We start from the raw sequence: 21,976 nt of genomic DNA, 5'->3' as shown, positions 1-21,976 counted from the left end.
TCGCCATTCGTAATTCGTAATTCTAAAAACCAGTCGACACCGTTATCTCCCTCCACTCCTTCATCTCTGTGGTAAGCCGGTTAATTTTTTCTTCTGCCAGTCCCAGTGCGTCTTCGCCTAAGAACAGGTGTAGCGGTGGGTTTTCCACTTCTGTGATTTTAATCATGGCTTGTGCGGCTTTTACCGGATCGCCGGGTTGGTTGCCGTTATAGTGTTGCTGGTGCGCCAGCTGTGTCTCACGTACGTTCTGGTATTCTGCTATTTCCTTTTTAGGGGTACTCATGGAGCCGGAAGAAAGGAAAGAGGTTCTGAAATATCCGGGAGCTACAATGGTTACTTTTATACCGAAAGGTCTTACCTCTTCTGCTAGTGATTCAGACAATCCGTTTACGGCAAATTTGGTAGCGCAGTAGATGCCGAATGCCGGAAAGCTGCCGATGGTACCCGCAATGGAAGATATATTGAGAATATGCCCGGAGCCTTGTTTTCTCAGGTAGGGTAATGCCTGACGGGTTACATTCAGTAAGCCGAAAACATTGATATCGAAATTGGCGCGGGATTCTTCATCAGATAATTCTTCCAGGCCGCCCACCTGTCCGTAACCGGCATTGTTCACCACCACGTCGATACGACCGAAGCGTTCCACGGTATCTGCAATAGCTTTCGCTACGCTGGCTTCTGTGCCCAGGTCGGCTGTCAGTGGCAGGAAATTATCTTCGTTGGCTATTTTACGAAGTTCATCCAGGTTACGGGAAGTAGCGGCCACGCGGTATCCCTGTTCTAACAGCTGCGTTACAAGGTCGCGTCCAAATCCTCTGGAGGCGCCTGTTATAAACCATACTTTATTGGTGCTCATAGTGTGTCTGTTTTTGTTGAAACAAAATTAGAACACAGAAATGCACCTGCCATTACAGTATCCAAACCAATACTTACAAAATTCAAACATCCCGATAGGCAGAGGGCGTCATACTGGTTTGCTTTTTAAAGAAATTATTGAAGTGAGAAGGCTCTTCAAAACCCAGACAGTAGCCGATCTCCGAGATATTCCAGTTGGTATGTTTCAGCAGGGCCTTGGCTTCGCTGGTAACCCTTTCTGTAATATGCGCGGTAGTGGTTTTGCCGGTGGTTTCGCGGATGGCCCTGTTCAGATGGTTTACGTGTACAGACAACTGCGAGGCGAAATCGCTGGCAGAGCGCAGCTTGAATTGCTGTGCCGGCGTTTCTATCGGGAACTGCCTTTCCAGCAGTTCAGTGAACACTGCCGTAATACGCGTTTTCGCATCGGCATGCTGGTACAGGGCTTCAGATGGCTCCATCTTCAGCGCTATATGAATGATTTCTGCCACATAATTTCTCAGCAGGTCGTATTTATACAGGTAATCGCTGTTGATCTCTTCCAGCATCTTCAGAAACAGTTCTGTTACTTTCTGCTCCTGTACTGCATCCAGGGAATAGAAGGGCCGTGCGGAGGGCGCAAACATCGGCATACCTCCCAGATTGCCCCGTACCTTATCCATAAAAAAGGATTCCTTGAAGATACAGAAATAGCCATCCGGCACTTCCTCGTGGGATTCCCAGGCATAAGGCACCTGTGGATTGAAGAACATCAGTGTGGTACCAGTGGTTTCAATGGTTTTATCAGCATAGTGATACAGGTATCTTCCCCTGATGATACTCACTTTGTAAAAATCGCGGCGGCTGTACTGTATCGTCATTGTTCCGTCTTTCAGACAATCACTCAGCCGGAAAACGTTGAAATGCCCGATATCCTCCTGGAGGTTATCCGGCAGCCAGTTCATTTTCTCCTGGTAAAATTCTTCTATGGATTGCGGTTTGGGCATATACCAAAATTACAAAATTCAAACCACTGATTAATAAAAGGCAGGATCATAATCCGGACAGGCGCCTTCCTGCGTAGTTACGAAAGCGCTTAACTTCGCTGCTGCTGCCATGGCTTCTTCCACGGAGGCTCCCCGCAGGCGTTTCGCCAGGAATCCCGCCAGGAAAGAATCACCGCTGCCTACGGTATCTTTCACCATCACTTTTTCTGCCGGCTGCATCCATTCCATATCATGATTCATATAAAAAGCCCCCTGACTACCCAGAGTGACAATCACTTCATCTACAGGAAAAATCTGCAGTATATCTTCAGCACCCGCTGCTGGTCCGCTGTAGCTCATCCCTTCCGCTGCCAGCAATGCCTGCAGCTCCGATTGGTTCATCTTTACCAGGCTTGTCTGAAACATCAGGTGGCGGATGATTTCCATATCGCTGTGCGGCGGCCGTTCATTCACATCAAATACTTTATACGGCGCTACCCTCAGCAGCTGCTGTAAGGTATGCAGGGAAACAGTGTTACGGGTGGCCAGGCTGCCAAAAACAAAGGCGGCGGAACGTTGCAGCAGCGGTATCTGTGCAGGCTCCCAGGCAATATAATCCCAGGCGGCAGGCTTTATAATATCGTACGACATTTCATGGTCTGCTCCCGCAGTAGCAATGACTGTTCCGGTCGGATACTGCGGATCTGTCTGACACATATCTGTTGGCAGGCCCCACTGCTGCAGCTGCTGCCGGAGCGCATGCCCCCTTTCATCTGTGCCGGTGCGGCTGATGATATAACTCTCCATACCTGCCTTTCCCAGGTGATAGGCCACATTCATGGGCGCGCCGCCGGGCTTTGCCCCATCGGGGAATATGTCCCAGAGCATTTCGCCAAAACATACGGTGGTTGGTTGCATGCTGATCATTTCGGTGAATGGCAAAAGTAATCTACCACAGCATTTTTTCAGGAAGAAAGTTTCCGATAGGCTTTTTCCAGGTTAGCTACCGCACGTTGCATGTTGATTCCCTTACCCAACACGGGTTTAAAAAGATCGCCAGTGCTACGCAACCGCGCTGCGGTGTTGCGTATATTGAAATTTTTCATAGACAGACCTTTCTTTACTTCCTCCCAATGGAGGGGCATAGATACGGTGGCGCCGGGTCTGGGACGCAGGGAATAAGGTGCGGCTACGGTAGCTTTGGCGCGGTTCTGTAAAAAATCAATGTACATTTTTCGTTTACGCATGGCCGTTTTACGCTCAATACTGGTAATATCAGGAATTTCGGCGTGTACCAGCTGCGCAATGATACGGGCAAATTCCCGCGACTGGTCATAGGTATACTTCGCACCCAGGGGAATATAGATATGCAGGCCCGTAGACCCGGAAGTTTTGCAGCAGCTGCCGATACCCGCATTTTCCAGCACCCGGTGCGTGACCTGCGCAGCGGTGATGACCTGTTCAAAAGTGGTATTATCAGGGTCCAGGTCTATGATACACCAGTCCGGATAATCCGGCTGCTGCCATCGGCTGCTCCAGGGGTTCATCTCAATACAGGCCAGGGAAGCCATATACATCAGGCTGGCTTCATCTCCGCATATCAGCAGTTCCTTTTCCCTGATTTCTCTGGAAGAGGTGTATGGCAGGGTATGCACCCATTCCGGCGCTTTACCCGACACATCTTTCTGGTAAAAGCTCTCGCCTGTAATGCCGTTCGGGAAGCGGTTCATCGACTGTGGCCGGTCTTTCAGATAAGGTAAAATATACGGTGCTATTTCATGGTAGTAGTTCAGCATATCCCGTTTGGTATACTGCTCTTCTGGCCAGAATACTTTACTGAGATGGGTAAACTTCAGTGCATGGCCGTTGATGGTGCGTACCTGTGTTTCTTCTCCCGGTGGCAGCCAGCCTTCGTCCTTTCGTTTTGTGTTGCGGGGTTTCACAGGAGACGCGGTTTCCGGTAGTTCCGCAGCCTGTTCTCTGGTCACTTCCCTGGCGGGCTTGTCTTCCCGCATGGCTATAAAAGAAGGATGCCGCATCACGCCATCCGGCGTCATTTCACGGAAGCTCACCTCACACACCAGCTGCGGCTTCAGCCAGGTGGCGGTGGCTTTTGGCGGATTGGGGCGAAACCGGTTAGGTTTGTTGATGTCAGGCAAAGCGGCGAAAGGCGTTGTTTTGCGGATCAGCGGCCGGAAACGCTGCAGCAGTTCTTGCTGCTGCTCCTGTGAAAATCCGGTACCGATCTTGCCGGTGTACTGCAACTTCCCGTTTTCGTATACCCCTACCAGTAAGGAGCTGAATGGCTTGCTGCTGTCTTCATTTCTGGTAAAACCTCCGATGACGGCTTCCTCCCTGGCAGCGGTTTTGATCTTCAGCCATTCTTTTGAACGCACACCCGGATAATAAAGGCTATCCGTTTTCTTGGCAATGATACCTTCCAGTTTTAGCTTGACGGCCTGCTGAAAGAAGTCGATACCATCCGTCACAAAATCTTCGCTGAAGCGGATGATACTGTTATCTACCGGCATCAGCCGGCGTAACAGCGATTTACGCTGCATCAGCGGCAGGCGGGTAGTGTCTTTCCCGTTCAGCCAGAGCAGGTCAAACACATAGTACACCAGTTGTCCGTCTGCCTCGCTGCGCCAGTTCTGCAAGGCATTGAACTGCGGCATGCCCTGCCCGTCGATCACGACTATTTCTCCGTCTGTAACAGCGTTGACTTTCCATTTCTCCAGGGCCTTCAATACCGGGAAATATTTTTCGTTGAAGGTGGTATTGTTGCGGGAGCGCATTTCCGCAGCGCCTGCCTGCAGATAGGCCAGTGTCCGGTAGCCGTCCCATTTGATTTCGTATAGCCATCCGGGTTCGCTGAAAGGTTTGGCAGCGAGCGTTGCCAGCATGGGAGACAGATCCCCGGGCATCGGAATATGGTCACTTTTTACTGTTCGCTTTGCTGCCATGGCATGTGCTTGTTAATGATGGAACAACTGAAAATACCGGAATGTTTGCGGACGTTCCGGATCAGCTGTTACCACTACAACTAGCAGGCCAGTACGAGTTCGTCGCCGGCATCGCGGAATTTGCGGTCACGGCTGTTGATGGGTACATCGTTGATAGCGGCAAATCGGCGCTGCATCAGGCCATCGGCATTGAAATCCCACAGTTCGTTGCCATAAGACCTGAACCAGTTACCGGCGGCGTCATGCCACTCATACTCAAATTTTACGGCAATTTTATTATCAGTAAAACTCCACAGTTCTTTCTTCAGCTTATAGTCCAGCTCTTTCGCCCATTTGCCGGTGAGAAAGGCTACTACTTCTTCCCGGCCGTTAATGAACTGGTCGCGGTTACGCCATTCCGTATCCGGCGTGTATACCAGTGATACGCGTTGCGGGTCACGGCTGTTCCAGGCATCTTCTGCCAGTTGTACTTTCTCCAGCGCTGTGGCTAATGTAAAGGGAGGAACGGGAAATCTCTTTTCCATGGTGCATTTTTTTGAAGATGAAACACAGACAGACCAACCTGTCTATTTAATGGATTTTAAAAAAGCGAATCACCTGGATTCACTTGTTAGGACAAAGGTAAGTGATAAAATTTCAAAAACAGACAGATCTGTCTATCTTTTTTTTTATTCTTACCGTAACGACTGATTTACAGCAGCCCTGCCACCATTTTTTTTGCCTCCAGCACCGGCCATTGATTCCGGTACAGCTGACTTTCCTTTATCGCGGATTCAAACAGCAGGTAGACATGGTCCTGCAGCAGCTGCTTTTCTTTTGAAAGGATATCAGCCAGGTAACGCCGCAGGTCTTTCTTATGCTCCTGAATAATGTGCAGCGCCCCTGCATCTTCATCCGTTATCTCAGAGAGTATATTTAAAAAGGCGCATCCCCGGAAATGCTCCTGCTCATTCATATGCACCAGGAAATCAAAAGCTGCCAGCACCTTATCCTTTGGTTTGCTCACCTTATCGGTAAAAGCTCTCAGCCCTTTAAACCAGGCCTCGTGCCGGTGTTCCAGGAATGCTTCCAGCAAGGCTTCCTTGGAACTGAAATGCTGGTACAGGCTGGCTCTTGCCACGCCCGCCTCCTGAATCACCTGGTTTATCCCGGTGGCATGGTATCCCTGCCTGAAAAACAGTTCTGTAGCTGTATCCAACAGCCGCTGCCTGGGATCGCTGATCTTTTGTTTCATACATACAAAGTTACGGAAAAGACAGACCGTTCTATTCCTTTTTATAAATCACCTCTACTCCGTTTCTCCCGGCGATCACCGCCTCATGTGCCATCCAGTAGAAAAGCGATGTCTCCAGTACTCCCGGAATCCCTTTCAGCAACGGATTGATCTCCGCCAACTCCGGGAACTGTGTAAACCAGATATCTATCAGCATATTGCCGTTGTCTGTCATTACCGCTCCATCCCTGCGGTTACTCAGCCTCAGCTGAGGATTCACCTCCCTGAATAATTCCCTGATACGCCGCAGCACAAAAGTTACCGCTTCCGGAATCACTTCTATCACCACCGGAAACGTCGTGTACAGCCGCTCTACATACTTGGAGCCATCGGCCACCAGCACAAAACGCGTGGCCATAGCAGCCAGCAGCTTCTCCTTTGTGTGAATACCACCGCCGCTCTTCAGTGCATTCAGCGAAACATCAAACTGGTCGCAACCATCAAAGTAAATATCCAGCGCCGCCATCATACCTGGTTCCTGCAACCGGAAACCAGCCTCCAGCAACAGCTGCCGCGTATTGTAAGACGAGGTCACTACCGCCACTTCCGCCACCAGCTCCGGTACTTCCTTTAACCGGTTGATCATATGCGCCATCGTACTACCCGCACCAAACCCCACCGTCATCCCCGGCTGTATATAAGCTACCGCAGCCACAGCAGCCACTTTTTTGTAATCGATATCCATTTCTATTTGAGATTTATTTATTTAATTATTTGAGATTTAAAAAATGCAGCGGAGATCTGCATTATCCCTGCAAATCTCCGCTGCATTTTTTAAATCTCAAATAATTAAATTATAAAATATTAAAATCCAAAAGTGTAGCTTCCCCAGAAGCTCTGCCAGTCAGCCTTTTCGCCGCTAGCATCCGGGATCATATGTACGCTGCTGATCATCCATCTGCCAGCCTTTTCTATGGGGAAAGTTACTTCGCCGGCATCATTGCTGCGGAATTTATTGACGCTGGTTTTATTCTGCTTTACCTGCCAGGCCAGTACCAGTGCATTCTTCACGGGTACGTTATCAAACAGTACGCGGAAGGTGATCTGATCGCCGGAAGCGATGGTGTATGGATTGGAAGCAGGTATCAGCTCTATACGCATGCCGGTGTTGCGGGCATAGGTGTCATCATGCTGATCGCCCACCTGGAACAGCGTTTTGGCACAACGCTGGTAAAATTCGCGGCCGGGCTTATCAGCCTGCTGGTGCTGCTCTCTCCACTCTTTTACGTTATCCAGTCCTTCTTCGGCCAGGTATTCATTGAATTTTTTGGCATCCAGTCCAATGTACTTGCCGGTATTACTGAAGGCCAGCAGGTGATTGCCGGGTTCAGAGAAGGCTACTGTCATGCTGGATTTCTTCGGGCCGCCCAGTGCTGATTTCAGGTCTTCTTCCTTCGTGGCGCTGAAATGCTTGAGCTGCAGTACTTCGTACTTGCGCCCGTCAGAACGCTCCCCCTTATAGCTTTCACCTACCATCACATTAACGGCTGCCGGTTCATTCACTTTCAGGATAAACTTCAGCGGCTGCAGCCAGAACTCATGGCTGAAGGCCAGTACGCTGCTGCACAGGATAGCGGTGGCCAGGAACAATTTCTTCATAATTATAATATTAAAACGTTAACGCCTAAACGAAAATTCAGTGGATTACCCAATGCCGCTACCGCCGTGCGGGACAGGCCGCCGTTGAAATAACGGGTATTGGTAAGATTATTCAGGTTAAACTGGAAATTATACCGGCTGTAAGCATAGCTCAGCGCGGCATCCAGCACAACAGACGAAGGGATGATGAAGTCCTGCGTTTTCATATTACCTACCTGACTGCTGATATAACGACCGCCGGCAGCGATTCCCAGCCCCTTCAACCGCGTGCTGCTGAACTGGTATTTCGCCCAGATATTGGCATTGTGATCGGGTGCATTTACGTACCGGTCGCCCTCCTTACCAATACTGGAGTTCCTGGTCAGACGGTGCTGGTTATACGCATAACCTGCCACAATGCTGAGGTTCCGGAGGTTACCCTGCAGCGTGACCTCTGCACCGCGGCTGCGGGTGCCCGGCACAATTGTCTGCTGACGCGGACTTTCCGGTATCCCTGCATCTGCCAGGATATTGGTATAATTGATATGGTACAATGCTGCCATGACAGATAACTTCTCCCCGAAGAAATCGCCCTTATAGCCTATCTCATACTGCGTGGCAGTTCTGGGCGGAAACGGTCCTCCCCTGCTGCCTGCATTGGATAACTGCGGATTAAAGGAGCGGGTATAGCTGGCATATACGGCCATGTGCGGCGCCGGCATGTATACGATGCCTGCGCGCGGCGTCCAGGCGGATGTCCGGGAGGTATCTCCCTGCAGGTCATCTTTGGCGGACATCGGCGTCTGTAACAGCTCGTAATGATCGTAACGCAGCGATAACAGCACTTTCAGCTGTTTCAGGATATTAATCTGGTCCTGAATATACCCGCCGGCGAGGGTGTTCGCCTGTTTGTTATCATCGTAGTAATCGCTGGGATCAGGCGCCGGTACATCCTTGCTGTAGTCCGGACGGAAGATATCCATGGTAGTGCTGGCGGCGTCGCGGTACAGATTCTTGGACCAGCCGTAACGGTTGTAATCTATGCCCGCCAGCAGATTATGCTGCACGCTGCCGGTCTGCAGCCGGTAATGCGCGTAGGCGGTTGTCTGCGCACTGAATTGCACATAATCCCAGGTCTGATAGCTGCGTTTGATTTTATCATCTACAATCTCTCCTTTCAGAAAATGATCGGCAAAGTTAAGCTGACTACGTACCAGACGCTGTACTACAGCGAAAGACAAGCGGTCGTTCACCCGGTGGTTAAAGGTCAGTGTAGCGGAAGTATTGGTATTCCGGCCAAAGTCGGAAGGACTCTGTACCGTCAGGTTGCCGGGATAAAAATCAAAATCGTAGGTGCCGTCTGCCCGCTTCTTTACAAAGGTGCCGCGGTCATAGGTCTGCACGGCATTAGACCTGGAATAGTTCAGCTCCAGGTTCACATCTGTTTTTGCAGATGCAAGCCAGGTAACGGACGGGGCGAGGAAGATGTTTTCTGCAAACTGGTTATCGCGGTAGCTGTTGCTTCTGTCGTACCCGCCGATAGCGCGGTACAGCCAGCGTTTGTTCCCAGATAATGTGCCCGTAGCGTCTATCGCAAAGCGGGCATAATTCCAGCTGCCCCAGGCCGCATCAATGCTCAGCTGCCGGCCAGCCTGTGGCTTTTTGGTGACCATGTTGATCAGTCCGCCGGGGGAGCCTTCGCTGAAAAGCGCGGAGGCCGGGCCTCTCAGCACTTCTACCCTTTCAATATTGTACAGCAGCGGCGCCTGGTTCCACATATAAAAATTTCCACGGATACCATTAAACGTAATGAAGCCGCCATCAAAATGGTTATAGCCATTGAAGCCGCGCATACCGAATGCGCCCATACCATTGTTGGCCTTCACACCGGTGAGCACCGGTGTCAGATCGTTCAGGGTAAATGCCTGCTTATCCCTGATAACCTGCTGTCCCGCTACCTGTATGGCCTGCGGCGTTTCCAGCAGTGACAACGGCGATCTCGTCGCGAGGGAGGAAATATCCTGCTTGTAGCCATCCTGCTTTCCGGCAATTACTATTTCCTGCAGCTCCCGCCGGTGACGGAGTGAATCTTTTTCCTGTGCCTGTACCGCTAATGGCAGTACGGCCATGCATGACAATATACTTCTCTTAAAACGCATAACTTATAGCTGGCTCCAGGTGAATAACAACGACTTCCGCAACAGCATGAAATACGTACATGCCTGTACGAAAACAGTCCGATGCCATCACAATGGAACTTATTAATGACTACAGAATAAAGGCGGTTTGTATTCCCTTTCTCCCGAAAGCAATACAAATACAGCATCTGGCAGGTCTTCTGACTTTCCTGTTTTACCGGAAGCCTTCCCATTCCGGCTGGCGGAACAGTGGCGCGGAGCGTCTCCGGGAAAATATTTATCAGGTCACAGCTACGGGGATAGTTCCGGTTTTACACCGGATTCCCTTTTAATGATACATGCGGCAGGCACATGTTCAACCAAATGCGGGGCAAACCTACAAAAAAAAATTGCGAATTACGAATTGGGAATTACGAATGAAGAGCGGAGATAAGTGGGGAGATGGAAATTATGAATGATGAATTGGTGCGGAGATGCGGAGGGTGAAAGATGAGTTTGGAGCAGAGTTGCAAAGGTTTGCAAAAAAATAAGGAGGTTAGTTATTATTTTGGGGAGATAATAATTATCGATTTCTATGAAGAAGATATTTGGTTGGGTGGTACTGATGATCATGGCGGCAGGCAGCGGATGGGCACAGGAACAGGGGAAAATACTGGTATTTTCCAAAACGGCAGGATACCATCATGCGTCTATTCCGGCTGGTATTGCAGCGATCCGGGAGCTGGGACAGCAGCATCATTTTCAGGTGGATACTACTACAGCGGCGGAATGGTTTACTACAAAACAGCTGGGAACATATAAGGCGGTAGTATTTCTGAATACCAGCGGAGAAGTATTTGACAGCACGCAGAAAGCGGCCTTCATGGCGTATATACGCCAGGGAGGCGGATACATGGGCATCCATGCCGCTTCAACCACGGAATACAACTGGCCCTGGTACGGACAACTGGCAGGGGCCTGGTTTAACGGACATCCTAAACCACAGGAGGCCGTAGTAACAGTAACGGATATACGCCATATAGCGGTGAGTCATCTGCCGGCAAGATGGCGATGGACAGACGAATGGTATAATTTCAAGGCTTTGCCGGCCAATGTGCGGGTATTGCTGGAAGTAGATGAAACTACCTACAACGGCGGCAAACACGGCGCCTTTCACCCGGTGGCATGGTGCGGCGGATTTGATGGCGGCCGCTCCTTTTACACAGCGCTGGGCCATAGTACCGACGCCTGGCGGGATACGCTGTTCCTGCAACATATACTGGGCGGCATCCGCTATGCCATGGGAGATGAATGATCCGGATGCGACGGTAGCGTTACTTCGTAATGCGCAGCATGATGCAGCGGCCGGATCGGCCTGTCTGTACGCATAGACCAGGCATTGGTAAACGCTGCCCCGAAATAAAAAATCAGGGAGGAATAAAACATAAACAACAACAGCAGCACCGTAGAGGCCGATGCGCCGTAAATAGTATTGATGCTGCTGTAGGTCAGCATCACCTTCAGGATTATTTTACCGATGGTAAATAATACACCTGTCACCAGAGCGCCTACCAGTCCGGGTTTCCAGCGTGGGCGCCCGTCAGGTATAAAGTAAAACACCAGGTAAAACCAGATCGTCACAATCACAACAGACAATACATAATTCAACGCACTGTTATAATAGGTGGCAATAGCCGGCAGAAATCGTTCTATATATTGCGATAAAAATGCCTGCGCTGTTTCAGCGATGATATCAATCAGGAACAGCAATCCGGCGAACAGTATAACCAGCACGCCTCTTAGCCGGGACAACATCACCTGCCCGAAATTCTCGCGGCGCACAGCTTTTATCTTCCATAGTTCATTGATAGCGCCTTTAATAATTTTAAAGAGCGTGGTAGCCACAAATAATAAAAAGAGAAAACCCGCAATCGTAATCAGCCAGTTCTGTGCAATACTCCGGAAAGCCCGCAGCGTATGCAGGATGGCATCAGTTGTTTCCCTTCCGAACATCGATTCCAGCTGCGAGGATAACCGCCTGCCGGGATGCTCTATCCGGAAAATAAAACGCAGCAGCTGGATAATGATAATCAGTATTGCCGGTAACGCAAAAGTGGTAAAAAAAGCGGTAGCCCCGGCCAGCCGCAGCGGGTCATTGGCCTGCAGCTCCCTGTAGGCATCCCGGAAGGATAACAGGAACAGCTGCCATCGCGGGTATGATTTGTTGGTAACCGGGTGGTTCATGCACTGCTGATTCAGGTGCCAAGTTACTGAATATGCACTATTTTTACACCATGAATGCCATCGTACATATACCACAGAACGAGCTGCGCGAAGCGATTGACTGCTGCTGGTATCACGAGGCCGGCCATATGGATCAGGCCTGGTACAGTATCCCTTACCTGCACCAGGAGCTGATACTGAACCTGGGCGATCAATTTTCCATTACCACAGCATCACAGGCTTTTGATTATGGCCCACAGGGAGGCCTGTCCGGCCTGTATTCCCGCCCTATGATCACCAGCGTCAGCGGGCGGTACAAAGCGTTAGGCATTATTCTCAAACCCTTCGGGCTATACCGCCTTTTCGGAGTACATGCCCCTCTCCTGCATCAGCAGCTGTTGCGGTTAGATGATATACTGGGAGATAAAACGCAGCAACTGCTGCTACAACTCGAGGATTGCGCGATGCCGATAGAAAAAATCTATACCCTGGAACGCTTTATACTGGCCCACGCACGGCCACAGCCCATACCGGAGGCAATACTGGAGGCAGGCCACAGCTCCTCGCTGGAACGGGGACATATCCGCTCCCTGCAGGACAACCACCACATCTCCCCTAAAAAATATATTCAGACATTTCATAACGTGGTCGGTTATACGCCGAAAAAATATGTACAGCTGCATATCATCAACGCAGCCATCGCACAGATAGCCGCTACGCCGGACAAGGCACTCACGGAAATAGCCTATGACAACGGATTCTATGACCAGGCACATTTCATCCGCGTATTCCGCTCCTTTGCCGGTATGACGCCGATGGCATATAAAAAAGCGGTGGTGGCAGGAAAAGTAAATGATACTTTTCCGAATACCATCAGGCTGTAAATACAGGACTGCATGCTTCCTCCTGCCGGCTGACACATAATGCCACATCAGTGTACGACCACGTGTCCAGTGCCAGTGCAATAAAGGCGGCTGTTACAGATACTCTTCCGGAGAGTTGCTCTTTCGTTAGCATACAGGCGGCCTTCCGCAACATATTCTCCACAGCTGAATAATCTCCGGATTCCCTGACATATCCCATCAGTGCGGTAAAGGGCCGCTGATAGGCCAGAACATTATGCGCCACAAATTGCCTGTCAGCCTTTCCCCAGGTGAACGTTTCCCGCTCCCGCGAAACAATATCCTTATCCTTCGCTACCGGCAGTACAAACACCTGCGGCCAGTAATACTTCTTATCGCTGTATCGCAGATGTACTTGTGTCAGCGGGCCTTCATATTCAGCAGCGGCTATCCCTTCTGTTATGGATGCTGCCACCAGCACCGCCAGCTCATCTGTCAGCCTTTCCAGGTCTGCCGCCGGGAACCGTACATATTCATAACTGATACATCCGCTGTCTGTTTCCTTGCGTATTTCATCCGGTAAACCATCAGCCCCATAGCGATAATATTTGCGGTAATGCACCGGAGCGCCGGCAGGCTCGGATGCATATCCTTCAGCAGCCACTATACGCCCCCCCTCATAGATATAGCGCTCCACATGATAAAAAAATGAGTACTTCCCGATCAGCGGATGCCAGTCGTCTTCCTCCTTCGGGCACGCCGCAGGCAGGCGCCCCAGGTGCATTACCAGTGAAAGGTAAGCAACCGGTTTACCATCCTGCAGCTCCATCCGGTCCAGTTTCTCCGGCAGCAGTAAATCATCATTACCATATTCAATGTATTCGGCGAAATCATTACCATAATTAAATATACCGGCAGAAAACGGCAACGCATCCTCTACGTCAGGATAGTAGCAGCAAGGTTTTCCGGCAGCATCCAGTCCATATACATAATTACAGTCAGGATATCTGGTATGGCTGACAGGAGTGCCCGCAGGCAGGCGGCCGCCGCTGAACTGCGATATATCATAGCACCTGGTTTCCGCAAAAACAGTGTGAACAACCTGTTTTTCTCTTTCGGTTTTTACAGCGTATTCCTCACATGCAGCTATCCAGCGCCTGAACAGCTGCTCATGAAGCATTTCACCTTTCATAGGATTTTTTTGCCAAGATCGTTTTTTCCCTATCTCTGCAGGAAAATATTCTTCATCAAGTTTTCTTCTCCCGGAAAATTTTATACAATTTTTTTGCTGCCAACTGCCCCATCTTTGTCAGAAAAATAATCATATGCGCAAACTGAAAATTTACATCGCTACCAGTCTGGACGGCTATATTGCGGATCATAACGGTAATATTGAATGGCTGACAGGCTTTCCGAATCCGGAGCAAACGGACTATGGATACGCTGATTTTCTGGCTGGCATTGATACCACGCTGATGGGATACAAAACTTATCAGGATGTATTGAAGCTCTCAGAAACCTTTCCCTATCCGGGCCTGGCCAATTACATATTCTCACGGGATAAATCCCATCAGGATACCGAATTTGTCACATTTGTAAAAGAAGAAGCCGGCGCGTTTGTCTCCCGCCTGAAATCCCTGCCGGGAAAGGACATCTGGCTGATAGGCGGCGGCGAACTGAATGCAGCCATACTGGAACATGACCTGGTAGATGAGATGATTATTCACACCATGCCGGTGGTGCTGGGCGCCGGCAGATCTGTATTTACAGGCATTCCCATGGAAAAGACCTTCGGTCTGGAGTTGGTCAAAACTTACAGCAGCGGCGTTGTTGAAGCAAGATACACCCGCTCCTGATCCTTTGTGGTAAAGGAATACAGCAGGCTTAATGTACAATTAACACCCTTCCGTTCAATATTTCTCTTGATTCCCGCGCAAAAAAACAATATATTAGCGATAATCGGAGGACCCGGAAACTGGCATTGATACATATGTTCGGCGTTTCGCACGTTGTCATAAAAGTACATTACGCAATCATATAAATCGATTATATACTGTATGCATTTACCACAATTGATTATTGACCTGGCATTAATTTTAGGAGCGGCGGGCATTATTACGTTATTATTCAAGCGGCTGAAACAACCTATGGTATTAGGTTATATCATCGCGGGCTTTATTGTTGGACCTCACTTTCACTTATTTCCCTCTATCAGTGACGGGGAAGGCATTAAGATCTGGTCAGAAATCGGGGTAATATTTTTACTGTTTTCACTCGGACTTGAATTCAGCTTCAAAAAACTGATGCGTGTCGGAGGCACAGCTGCCATCACGGCTTTTGTAGAAATTATTTTCATCACGGTAGCCGGTTACTTTACCGGTCAGCTGATGGGATGGGGCGTGATGGACAGCCTGTTCCTCGGCGGGCTGCTGGCCAGTTCTTCCACCACCATTATCATCAGGGCGTTTGAAGAACTAGGCATCAAGAAAAAACCCTTTACCAAGATTGTATTCGGTGTACTGGTGATAGAAGACATTGTGGTGATCCTCCTCATGGTGTTGTTATCCACCATGGCTGTGAGCAAGCAGTTTGAAGGTACACAGATGCTGTTCACCATTGCCAAGCTGCTGTTCTTCCTGGCGGTATGGTTCCTGGCAGGCATCTTCCTGCTGCCTACCTTCCTGAAGAAAATGGAGAAGTATATGAACAGCGAAACATTGCTCATACTGAGTATTGCGCTTTGTCTGGGAATGGTGATACTGGCTACGCAGGTAGGCTTCTCTGCTGAACTGGGCGCATTTATCATGGGTTCCATCATCGCGGAAACCACTTCTTCCGAAAAAGTGGAGCATCTGATTCAGCCTGTGAAAGACCTGTTCGGCGCTATTTTCTTCGTATCGGTAGGTATGCTGATAGATCCGCAGATGATTATTGAATACCGCTGGCCGGTATTCTGGATAACCCTGCTGACCATCTCCGGCAAGTTCCTCAGCACTTCTTTCGGCGCCCTCGTTTCCGGCCGGCCACTGAAAGAATCTGTGCAGGTGGGCATGAGTATGGCGCAGGTAGGGGAATTTGCCTTTATCATTGCTACACTCGGCATCACGCTGAAAGTAACCAGCGGCTTCCTGTTCCCCGTGGCGGTAGGTGTTTCTGCCATCACCACCTTCACCACACCTTACATGATCCGCTTTGCGGTACCTTTCTATAACTGGCTGGAGAAAATAATTCCCGCCCGCTGGATGGCAGCGCTGAACCGCTATTCCGCGAGTTCGCAGACCTTACAGGGTGAAAGTGACTGGCGCATTGTGCTGAACTCCTATCTGAAAGTGATTATTCTCAACAGCGTAATCCTGATTGCGATCATACTACTCAACACCTATTACGTAGGTCCGTTCATCGCGAAGTATATAGAAAACCAGCTGCTGGCGAAGCTCCTGGCAGTAGTCATCGCCATTGCCATGATGGCGCCCTTTATTTCCGCGCTTACCATCAAAAAGGTACAAAGCAGCGCCTACAAAGCGTTGTGGCTCGATTCCAAATACAACCGCGGTCCGCTGGTAGTGGTAGAGGTCATCCGTAACGTGATTGCCGTACTGCTGGTAGGCTTCCTATTGAACCAGTTCTTCCCTTTCTGGTGGGCTATCCTGGGCACCTCCATCGTGATGCTGGTAGTATTGCTTGCCTTACGTCAGCAACTGCAGAAATACTATAACCGTATAGAACACCGCTTTCTTTCCAACCTCAATGCCCGCGAAGCAGCTGATGCGGCGGCCAACAAAGCCAAATCCGCCGACCTGCTGCCCTGGGATGCACAGGTATCGGAAATTGAAATCAACCCCTGGTCCACCCTTGTGGATAAACCATTACAGGACCTGGGATTGCGCGAAAAATACGGTATCAATATCGGCTCCATCAGAAGAGGCGAAGTAACCATCTATGCCCCCACCAGGGACGAAAAGCTCTTCCCATACGATGTCATCACCGCCATCGGCACAGAAGCCCAGCTGGAAGAATTCAACCGCGTTGTGAATACCCTCAATGTAGTCCGCGCCGATGAACGCTCCGATGAAAACATCGGGCTCACCAGCATCATCGTAGACGAACATAACGGCCTGAAAGGCCAGACCATCCGCAGCTCCGGCATCCGGGAAAAAACACTGGCCCTCGTAGTAGGCATCGCCCGCAACGGACAACGCATCCTCAACCCACCATCAGACCTGATCTTTGAATGGGAAGATGTAGTGTGGCTGGTAGGAAACAGGAAGAAGATTGAGGAGTTGGCGAGAAGACAAGATAAAGTGTAATTGCAAATTACGAATTACGAATTGCGAATGAAAAGGCGAAGATCTAAACGTAGATTAAAGGTGATAACTATAAAATATCCTCTTTAATCTACGTTTAGATCTTCGCCTTTTCATTCGCAATTCGCAATTCGTAATTCGTAATTTCCACTATCTACTTCGACTTATTTAAAAACTCCCTCAATACGTACTGCAAAATCCCTCCATTCCTATAATACTCCACTTCTATTGCGGAATTCAGTCTGCATTTTACATCAAAGACAATATCGGGACCGGAAGCCGGTTTAGCCGTTACCGTTATGATTTTGTTGGGTAGCAGCGCTTCGGCGATACCGGTGATGGTGTAGGATTCTGTGCCGGTGAGGCCGAGAGAGGAGGCGCTTTCGCCGTTCAGGTATTCCAGGGGCAGTACGCCCATGCCTACGAGGTTGCTGCGGTGGATACGTTCATAGCTTTCAGCGAGAACTGCTTTTACCCCCAGCAGATTGGTACCCTTGGCGGCCCAGTCGCGGGAGGAGCCACTGCCGTATTCCTTTCCGGCCAGTACGATGAGCGGTACTCTGGCGGTGGCATATTGCATGGCCGCATCGAATACCGGCAGCACCATACCTAGTGGTATCATGGTGGTGAAACCGCCTTCTTTGGGCGACAGCGCATTTTTGATACGCACATTCGCGAAGGTGCCCCGGATCATCACTTCATGGTTGCCCCTGCGGGAACCGTAGGAGTTAAACATCCTGGGATCTATGCCATGATCCAGCAGATATTTGCCGGCAGGTGTTTCCGCTTTGAAAGAGCCGGCAGGCGAAATATGGTCGGTGGTAACTGAATCTCCCAGCATCAGCAGTACGCGGGCATCTTTAATATCTTCAGCGGCGGCGGGGTGGTCCGGCAGTCCCTGGAAGAAAGGCGCTTCCTTGATGTAGGTAGAATCGCTGCTCCAGTGGTAATCTTTGCCGGTAGGCGCCAGCAGTCCTTTCCACTGGTCATCTCCATCGAATATGACTTTATAGACCTGTTCAAAGTCTTCCTGTTTAACAGCGGCGGCCACAGCATCGTTGATTTCCTGCTGGGTAGGCCAGATGTCGCGGAGATATACCGGTTCTCCGTTGGGATCGTATCCGAGCGGATCGGTGAAGAGGTCCACGTCTACGCGACCGGTGATCGCATAGGCCACTACCAGCAGCGGAGAGGCCAGGAAGTTCATCTTCACCTGCGGATGCACGCGCGCCTCAAAGTTCCTGTTACCCGATAGTACAGAGGCTACGATCAGGCTGCCCTTGTCTACCGCTTCTGCAATATGCGGCGGCAGCGGCCCGCTATTACCTATACACGAAGTACAGCCATAACCTACAATATGAAAACGCAGGGCTTCCAGTTCATATAATAAGCCGGAACGTTTCAGGTATTCTGTCACCACCCTGGAACCGGGCGCCAGGCTGGTTTTCACCCAGGGCTTTACATACAGTCCGCGGCTGATGGCTTTCTTTGCCACCAGTCCGGCTCCTATCATTACGCTGGGGTTGGAAGTGTTGGTACAGCTGGTAATTGCCGCAATGGCGATAGCGCCGTCGCTCAGCACATATTCTTCATTTCTCAGTTTGATACGGACAGATTTCAGGTAGTCTACCTCTACGGCCACTTCTTCCACCGGCTTCTGTATTTCGTAGGTGAAAGTGGTGCCGGAGCCGCCTTCAGACAGCCAGGCGGTATCCCGGCGTTTACCTTCAGGGGTATACATCCGCTTAAATTCCTTACTCAGGAGAGATTCAAATTCAGTATGCAGGTTTCTGACCAGGATGCGGTCCTGCGGGCGTTTGGGGCCTGCCACGGAAGATTGTACCTGGGCGAGGTCCAGCTCAATAATATCCGAGTATTCAATTTTTTCATCTCCATGACGCCACAGCATATTTTCCCGGCAGTACTGTTCTACCAGCGCCACCTGCTCTCCGTGGCGGTTAGTGCGGCGCATGTATTGCAAGGTTTGTTTATCAATGGGGAAATAGGTAACGGTACATCCGAATTCGGGCGACATATTGGAGATGGTGGCACGATCGGGAACAGACAGGTGGTCCAGCCCATCACCGAATACCTCCACGAACTTATCAACCACCCCGTATTTACGCAGGAGCTGGGTGATGGTCAGCACCATATCCGTAGCAGTAACGCCTTCTCCCAGTTCGCCGGTGAGTTTCAGCCCTATTACCTGCGGACAGGTAAAATATATCGGCTGGCCGAGGATAGCGGCTTCCGCTTCGATACCGCCTACTCCCCATCCAAGTACGCCGATACCGTTAACCATGGGCGTATGCGAATCCGTGCCTACCAATGTATCCGGGAACACCCAGCCATCGCGGCTGATGACGCCCTGCGCCAGGTATTCCAGGTTCACCTGGTGGCAGATGCCCATACCCGGCGGTACAACGGTGAAGTTATCAAACGCTTGCTGCGCCCACTTCAGCAGCTGATAGCGCTCTTTGTTGCGTTCATATTCGTAGGTAACATTTTTCGTATAGGCGTAGTCAGTAGCAAAAAAATCTACCTGTACGGAGTGGTCCACCACAAGATCCACCGGGATAGCCGGATTAATTTTCGATCCGTCTTTTCCCCGCCGGATCACTTCGGCGCGGATGGAGGCGATATCTACCACGGCGGCAACGCCGGTGAAGTCCTGCATCAATACCCTGGCGGGCTTGAACGGAATTTCCTTTTCGGTGCCTTCCGGTTTCCAGTTCACCAGTGTCTCCACATGTTCATCCGTGATAGCAAAGTTGTCGTGATTACGTAACACATTTTCAAGCAAAATCCTGATGGAAAATGGCAGCCTGGAGATCTGCCGTCCTTCTTTTTCCAATTTACTGAGCGAGGCGGTTCGTTGTTGCATAAGACTGGATTGTTGACATTCCTTACAAACAAAGCGGAGGGGCATTTGTTCAGCTCCGCTCCTATTTCAGCGCTAATAGCAGAAAGCCGTTTCAGGGCGTATGACTGCTGCATAAACGCGCGGTTTTCCGTTAGCTTTATAAAAATAACCATTTCCCCATGACGGATAAATTAAAAGTTCCCTCAACGTCACGGCTGATATTGGAGCACGCGATTAAAATGTATGAATCCCCGCTGGAGAAGGCGTACCTCGACGCCATTGATTTCAGTGAAACCAGCCGGGTAGCCAGCGACATCAGACGTACCTGTGCCTGGTTCAGCGACGCGGTCTGCTATCGCAAAAAATTCATCCGGGAAGCTGTCAGGGAACGTTTGCAGCAACAGGCCCCGCAACAGGTGATTATACTGGGAGCCGGACTGGATCCGCTTTCCCTGCACCTGCTGGAAACATACCCCGGTAGTATCAGCCGCATACTGGAAGTAGACAACGGGTATATTACAGAGAAGAAAAAAATATATGATAAAATACTGCAGGAAGACAGCCCGCTGCAGCTGATACTATGCGATATCACTGATACGGTAAAACTGTATGCCACGCTGGGGCAACACGGTTTTCAGCCCGGTGAGCCCGCTGTCATTGTTTTTGAGGGTGTTATTGCGTATATCACCAATGAAGAATTTACCGGCATCATGCAGTTGTTTCAGACTGATGACCTGCGTAATATGATAGCCATGAATTACACCATACGGGAAGATACCGTACCGGAAAAATTCCTGCCTGTACACCACCAGGTGATAGCCTTGCTGGAACAGCATATCAGCGGCAGGTTCAACCTGCACAACAAAACGTCGCTGCTGGCGCTCATTACGGAGCTGGGAGGTATTCCTGACAGGCTGGAAAGTTTATCTGAAACAGAAAAAAGGCTAACAGGCCGTAACCAGGTGTTTCACGAACCCGGGGAAGGGATTATGGAGATGGCATCTTTCCGTTTATAGATTCCACCAATGATGCTGCGGGTAACTTTCGCCTACGATGACCTGTTCGCCTATCAGCGGGGTGGTGACTGCCAGCCCTCTTTCTGCAGCAATGGCTGTAACCCTTGTGGGTGGCTCATTCCAGGGGTGACTAGCCAGGGTAAACTTCGCCCAGTGTACGGGTAACAATACCTTTGCATCCAGGTCCAGCGCTGCCTGAACGGTTTCTTCCGGCTGCATGTGAATAAAGGGCCAGTCCAGGTTGTACTGCCCGCATTCCAGGATGGCCAGGTCAAACGGACCGTATTCGTCGCCTATTGTCTTGAAATGCGTATCATATCCGGAGTCGCCGCCGAGAAACAGCGTGTAGCCATACAGCTGCAGTACGAAAGAAGCCCACAGGCTGCCGCCTCTTTTGAGGCCACGGCCGGAGAAATGTCGTGCAGGTGTCGCCGTTAGTATGATTTCATCTGATACTTCCACCGTTTCCCACCAGTCCAGTTCCGTAATCAGCTTTGACTGTAATCCGCAACCCTGCAGATCTTTGCCCACCCCCAGGCCGGTATATACCGCTTTGGTCTGCGGCAGCAACCGGGCAATGGTTTTTCTGTCGAGATGATCGTAATGATTATGCGTGATGATAAGCATATCGATGGCGGGGAAATCGGCAGGCGCATATACATCAGCGCCGGGGAAGGCTTTCACGGCGAAAGACATGGGCGACGCGCTGCCGCTGAACACCGGGTCTACCAGTATATTGAAGTTATTGATCTGAATCAGGTACGAGGAATGCCCGAACCAGGTGACTACCGGCTTGGTGCTTTGTACCGCTTTCAGGTCTGTTTTAACGGATGGCAGCACCACCGGAGGCTTCACGTTGGCGGCTCTGCGGAGGGCGTCCTTAATTATTTTAAAATAAGAGACGTCCTCCGATTTCATCGGGGTGAGAGATAAATTCTGAAACGCGCCGTTTTTAAAATGCTGCGATCTTAAAATTC

Annotated in this window: 18 protein-coding genes and 1 riboswitch; of the genes, 5 read left to right on the top strand and 13 right to left on the bottom strand. The window is 50.3% G+C overall.

Annotated elements, in window-relative coordinates:
• Window positions 1-22 precede the first annotated feature (22 nt).
• From GWG06_RS14965 to GWG06_RS14925, 9 genes are all read right to left on the bottom strand, one after another.
• Window positions 23-856 (bottom strand): oxidoreductase, encoded by an 834-nt coding sequence (locus GWG06_RS14965; RefSeq protein ID WP_160714131.1) that lies wholly within the window; start codon window positions 854-856, stop codon window positions 23-25.
• 82 nt (window positions 857-938) lie between these two features.
• Window positions 939-1,841, bottom strand: coding sequence for a helix-turn-helix domain-containing protein (locus tag GWG06_RS14960; RefSeq protein ID WP_160714129.1), 903 nt, complete (start codon window positions 1,839-1,841; stop codon window positions 939-941).
• A gap of 30 nt (window positions 1,842-1,871) precedes the next feature.
• Window positions 1,872-2,738 (bottom strand): carbohydrate kinase family protein, encoded by an 867-nt coding sequence (locus GWG06_RS14955; RefSeq protein ID WP_160714127.1) that lies wholly within the window; start codon window positions 2,736-2,738, stop codon window positions 1,872-1,874.
• Window positions 2,739-2,785: 47 nt separating this feature from the next.
• Entirely contained in the window at window positions 2,786-4,783 is a 1,998-nt protein-coding gene (gene ligD, locus GWG06_RS14950; RefSeq protein ID WP_235938361.1) for a DNA ligase D, read from the bottom strand.
• Window positions 4,784-4,863: 80 nt separating this feature from the next.
• Complete coding sequence (locus GWG06_RS14945) at window positions 4,864-5,307, bottom strand: nuclear transport factor 2 family protein (protein WP_160714125.1); 444 nt, start codon at window positions 5,305-5,307, stop codon at window positions 4,864-4,866.
• A 167-nt stretch (window positions 5,308-5,474) separates the two neighbouring features.
• Window positions 5,475-6,017 carry a TetR/AcrR family transcriptional regulator gene (locus tag GWG06_RS14940; protein WP_173962925.1) on the bottom strand — a complete coding sequence of 181 codons (543 nt, stop codon included), beginning with the start codon at window positions 6,015-6,017 and terminating at the stop codon, window positions 5,475-5,477.
• 31 nt (window positions 6,018-6,048) lie between these two features.
• Window positions 6,049-6,741, bottom strand: a complete 693-nt coding sequence (gene rpiA, locus GWG06_RS14935) for a ribose 5-phosphate isomerase A (protein WP_160714123.1) — start codon at window positions 6,739-6,741, stop codon at window positions 6,049-6,051.
• Between the two features lie 119 nt (window positions 6,742-6,860).
• A complete protein-coding gene (locus GWG06_RS14930; RefSeq protein ID WP_160714121.1) occupies window positions 6,861-7,655 on the bottom strand; it encodes a DUF4198 domain-containing protein in 795 nt (264 codons plus the stop codon).
• A 2-nt stretch (window positions 7,656-7,657) separates the two neighbouring features.
• Window positions 7,658-9,763 (bottom strand): TonB-dependent siderophore receptor, encoded by a 2,106-nt coding sequence (locus GWG06_RS14925; RefSeq protein WP_202183026.1) that lies wholly within the window; start codon window positions 9,761-9,763, stop codon window positions 7,658-7,660.
• A gap of 182 nt (window positions 9,764-9,945) precedes the next feature.
• A riboswitch (cobalamin riboswitch) is annotated at window positions 9,946-10,151 on the bottom strand.
• A 195-nt stretch (window positions 10,152-10,346) separates the two neighbouring features.
• Here GWG06_RS14925 and GWG06_RS14920 point away from each other — a divergent pair.
• Complete coding sequence (locus GWG06_RS14920) at window positions 10,347-11,066, top strand: ThuA domain-containing protein (RefSeq protein WP_160714117.1); 720 nt, start codon at window positions 10,347-10,349, stop codon at window positions 11,064-11,066.
• On the opposite strand, the gene GWG06_RS14915 is transcribed toward GWG06_RS14920, so the two are convergent.
• Window positions 11,045-11,995 carry a YihY/virulence factor BrkB family protein gene (locus GWG06_RS14915; protein WP_127035779.1) on the bottom strand — a complete coding sequence of 317 codons (951 nt, stop codon included), beginning with the start codon at window positions 11,993-11,995 and terminating at the stop codon, window positions 11,045-11,047. The genes GWG06_RS14920 and GWG06_RS14915 overlap by 22 nt on opposite strands.
• A gap of 32 nt (window positions 11,996-12,027) precedes the next feature.
• Between GWG06_RS14915 and GWG06_RS14910 the strand changes: the two genes are divergently transcribed.
• On the top strand, window positions 12,028-12,858 hold the full coding sequence (locus tag GWG06_RS14910) for an AraC family transcriptional regulator (RefSeq protein ID WP_160714115.1): 831 nt from the start codon (window positions 12,028-12,030) through the stop codon (window positions 12,856-12,858).
• On the opposite strand, the gene GWG06_RS14905 is transcribed toward GWG06_RS14910, so the two are convergent.
• Entirely contained in the window at window positions 12,848-14,008 is a 1,161-nt protein-coding gene (locus tag GWG06_RS14905) for a hypothetical protein (RefSeq protein WP_160714113.1), read from the bottom strand. The two genes, GWG06_RS14910 and GWG06_RS14905, sit on opposite strands and share 11 nt — an antisense overlap.
• A 133-nt stretch (window positions 14,009-14,141) precedes the next feature.
• Between GWG06_RS14905 and GWG06_RS14900 the strand changes: the two genes are divergently transcribed.
• Window positions 14,142-14,672 carry a dihydrofolate reductase family protein gene (locus GWG06_RS14900; protein ID WP_160714111.1) on the top strand — a complete coding sequence of 177 codons (531 nt, stop codon included), beginning with the start codon at window positions 14,142-14,144 and terminating at the stop codon, window positions 14,670-14,672.
• 201 nt (window positions 14,673-14,873) lie between these two features.
• Window positions 14,874-17,123 (top strand): cation:proton antiporter, encoded by a 2,250-nt coding sequence (locus GWG06_RS14895; protein ID WP_127035771.1) that lies wholly within the window; start codon window positions 14,874-14,876, stop codon window positions 17,121-17,123.
• Between the two features lie 151 nt (window positions 17,124-17,274).
• On the opposite strand, the gene acnA is transcribed toward GWG06_RS14895, so the two are convergent.
• Window positions 17,275-20,004, bottom strand: a complete 2,730-nt coding sequence (gene acnA, locus GWG06_RS14890) for an aconitate hydratase AcnA (RefSeq protein ID WP_160714109.1) — start codon at window positions 20,002-20,004, stop codon at window positions 17,275-17,277.
• 158 nt (window positions 20,005-20,162) lie between these two features.
• On the opposite strand from acnA, the gene GWG06_RS14885 reads away from it, so the two are divergent.
• The gene (locus GWG06_RS14885; RefSeq protein WP_160714107.1) at window positions 20,163-20,999 is read left to right on the top strand and encodes a class I SAM-dependent methyltransferase; all 837 of its coding nucleotides are present in this window, start codon (window positions 20,163-20,165) and stop codon (window positions 20,997-20,999) included.
• Here the strand turns inward: GWG06_RS14885 and GWG06_RS14880 are convergent.
• Window positions 20,994-21,917 (bottom strand): MBL fold metallo-hydrolase, encoded by a 924-nt coding sequence (locus GWG06_RS14880; protein WP_235938359.1) that lies wholly within the window; start codon window positions 21,915-21,917, stop codon window positions 20,994-20,996. The two genes, GWG06_RS14885 and GWG06_RS14880, sit on opposite strands and share 6 nt — an antisense overlap.
• Window positions 21,918-21,976: the final 59 nt, after the last annotated feature.

It is taken from the genome of Chitinophaga solisilvae (genome assembly GCF_009928525.1).
GTDB classification, from domain to species: domain Bacteria; phylum Bacteroidota; class Bacteroidia; order Chitinophagales; family Chitinophagaceae; genus Chitinophaga; species Chitinophaga solisilvae.
The sequence above is the reverse complement of the archived record's forward strand: the minus strand, read 5'-3'. Positions and strand labels throughout refer to the sequence as shown.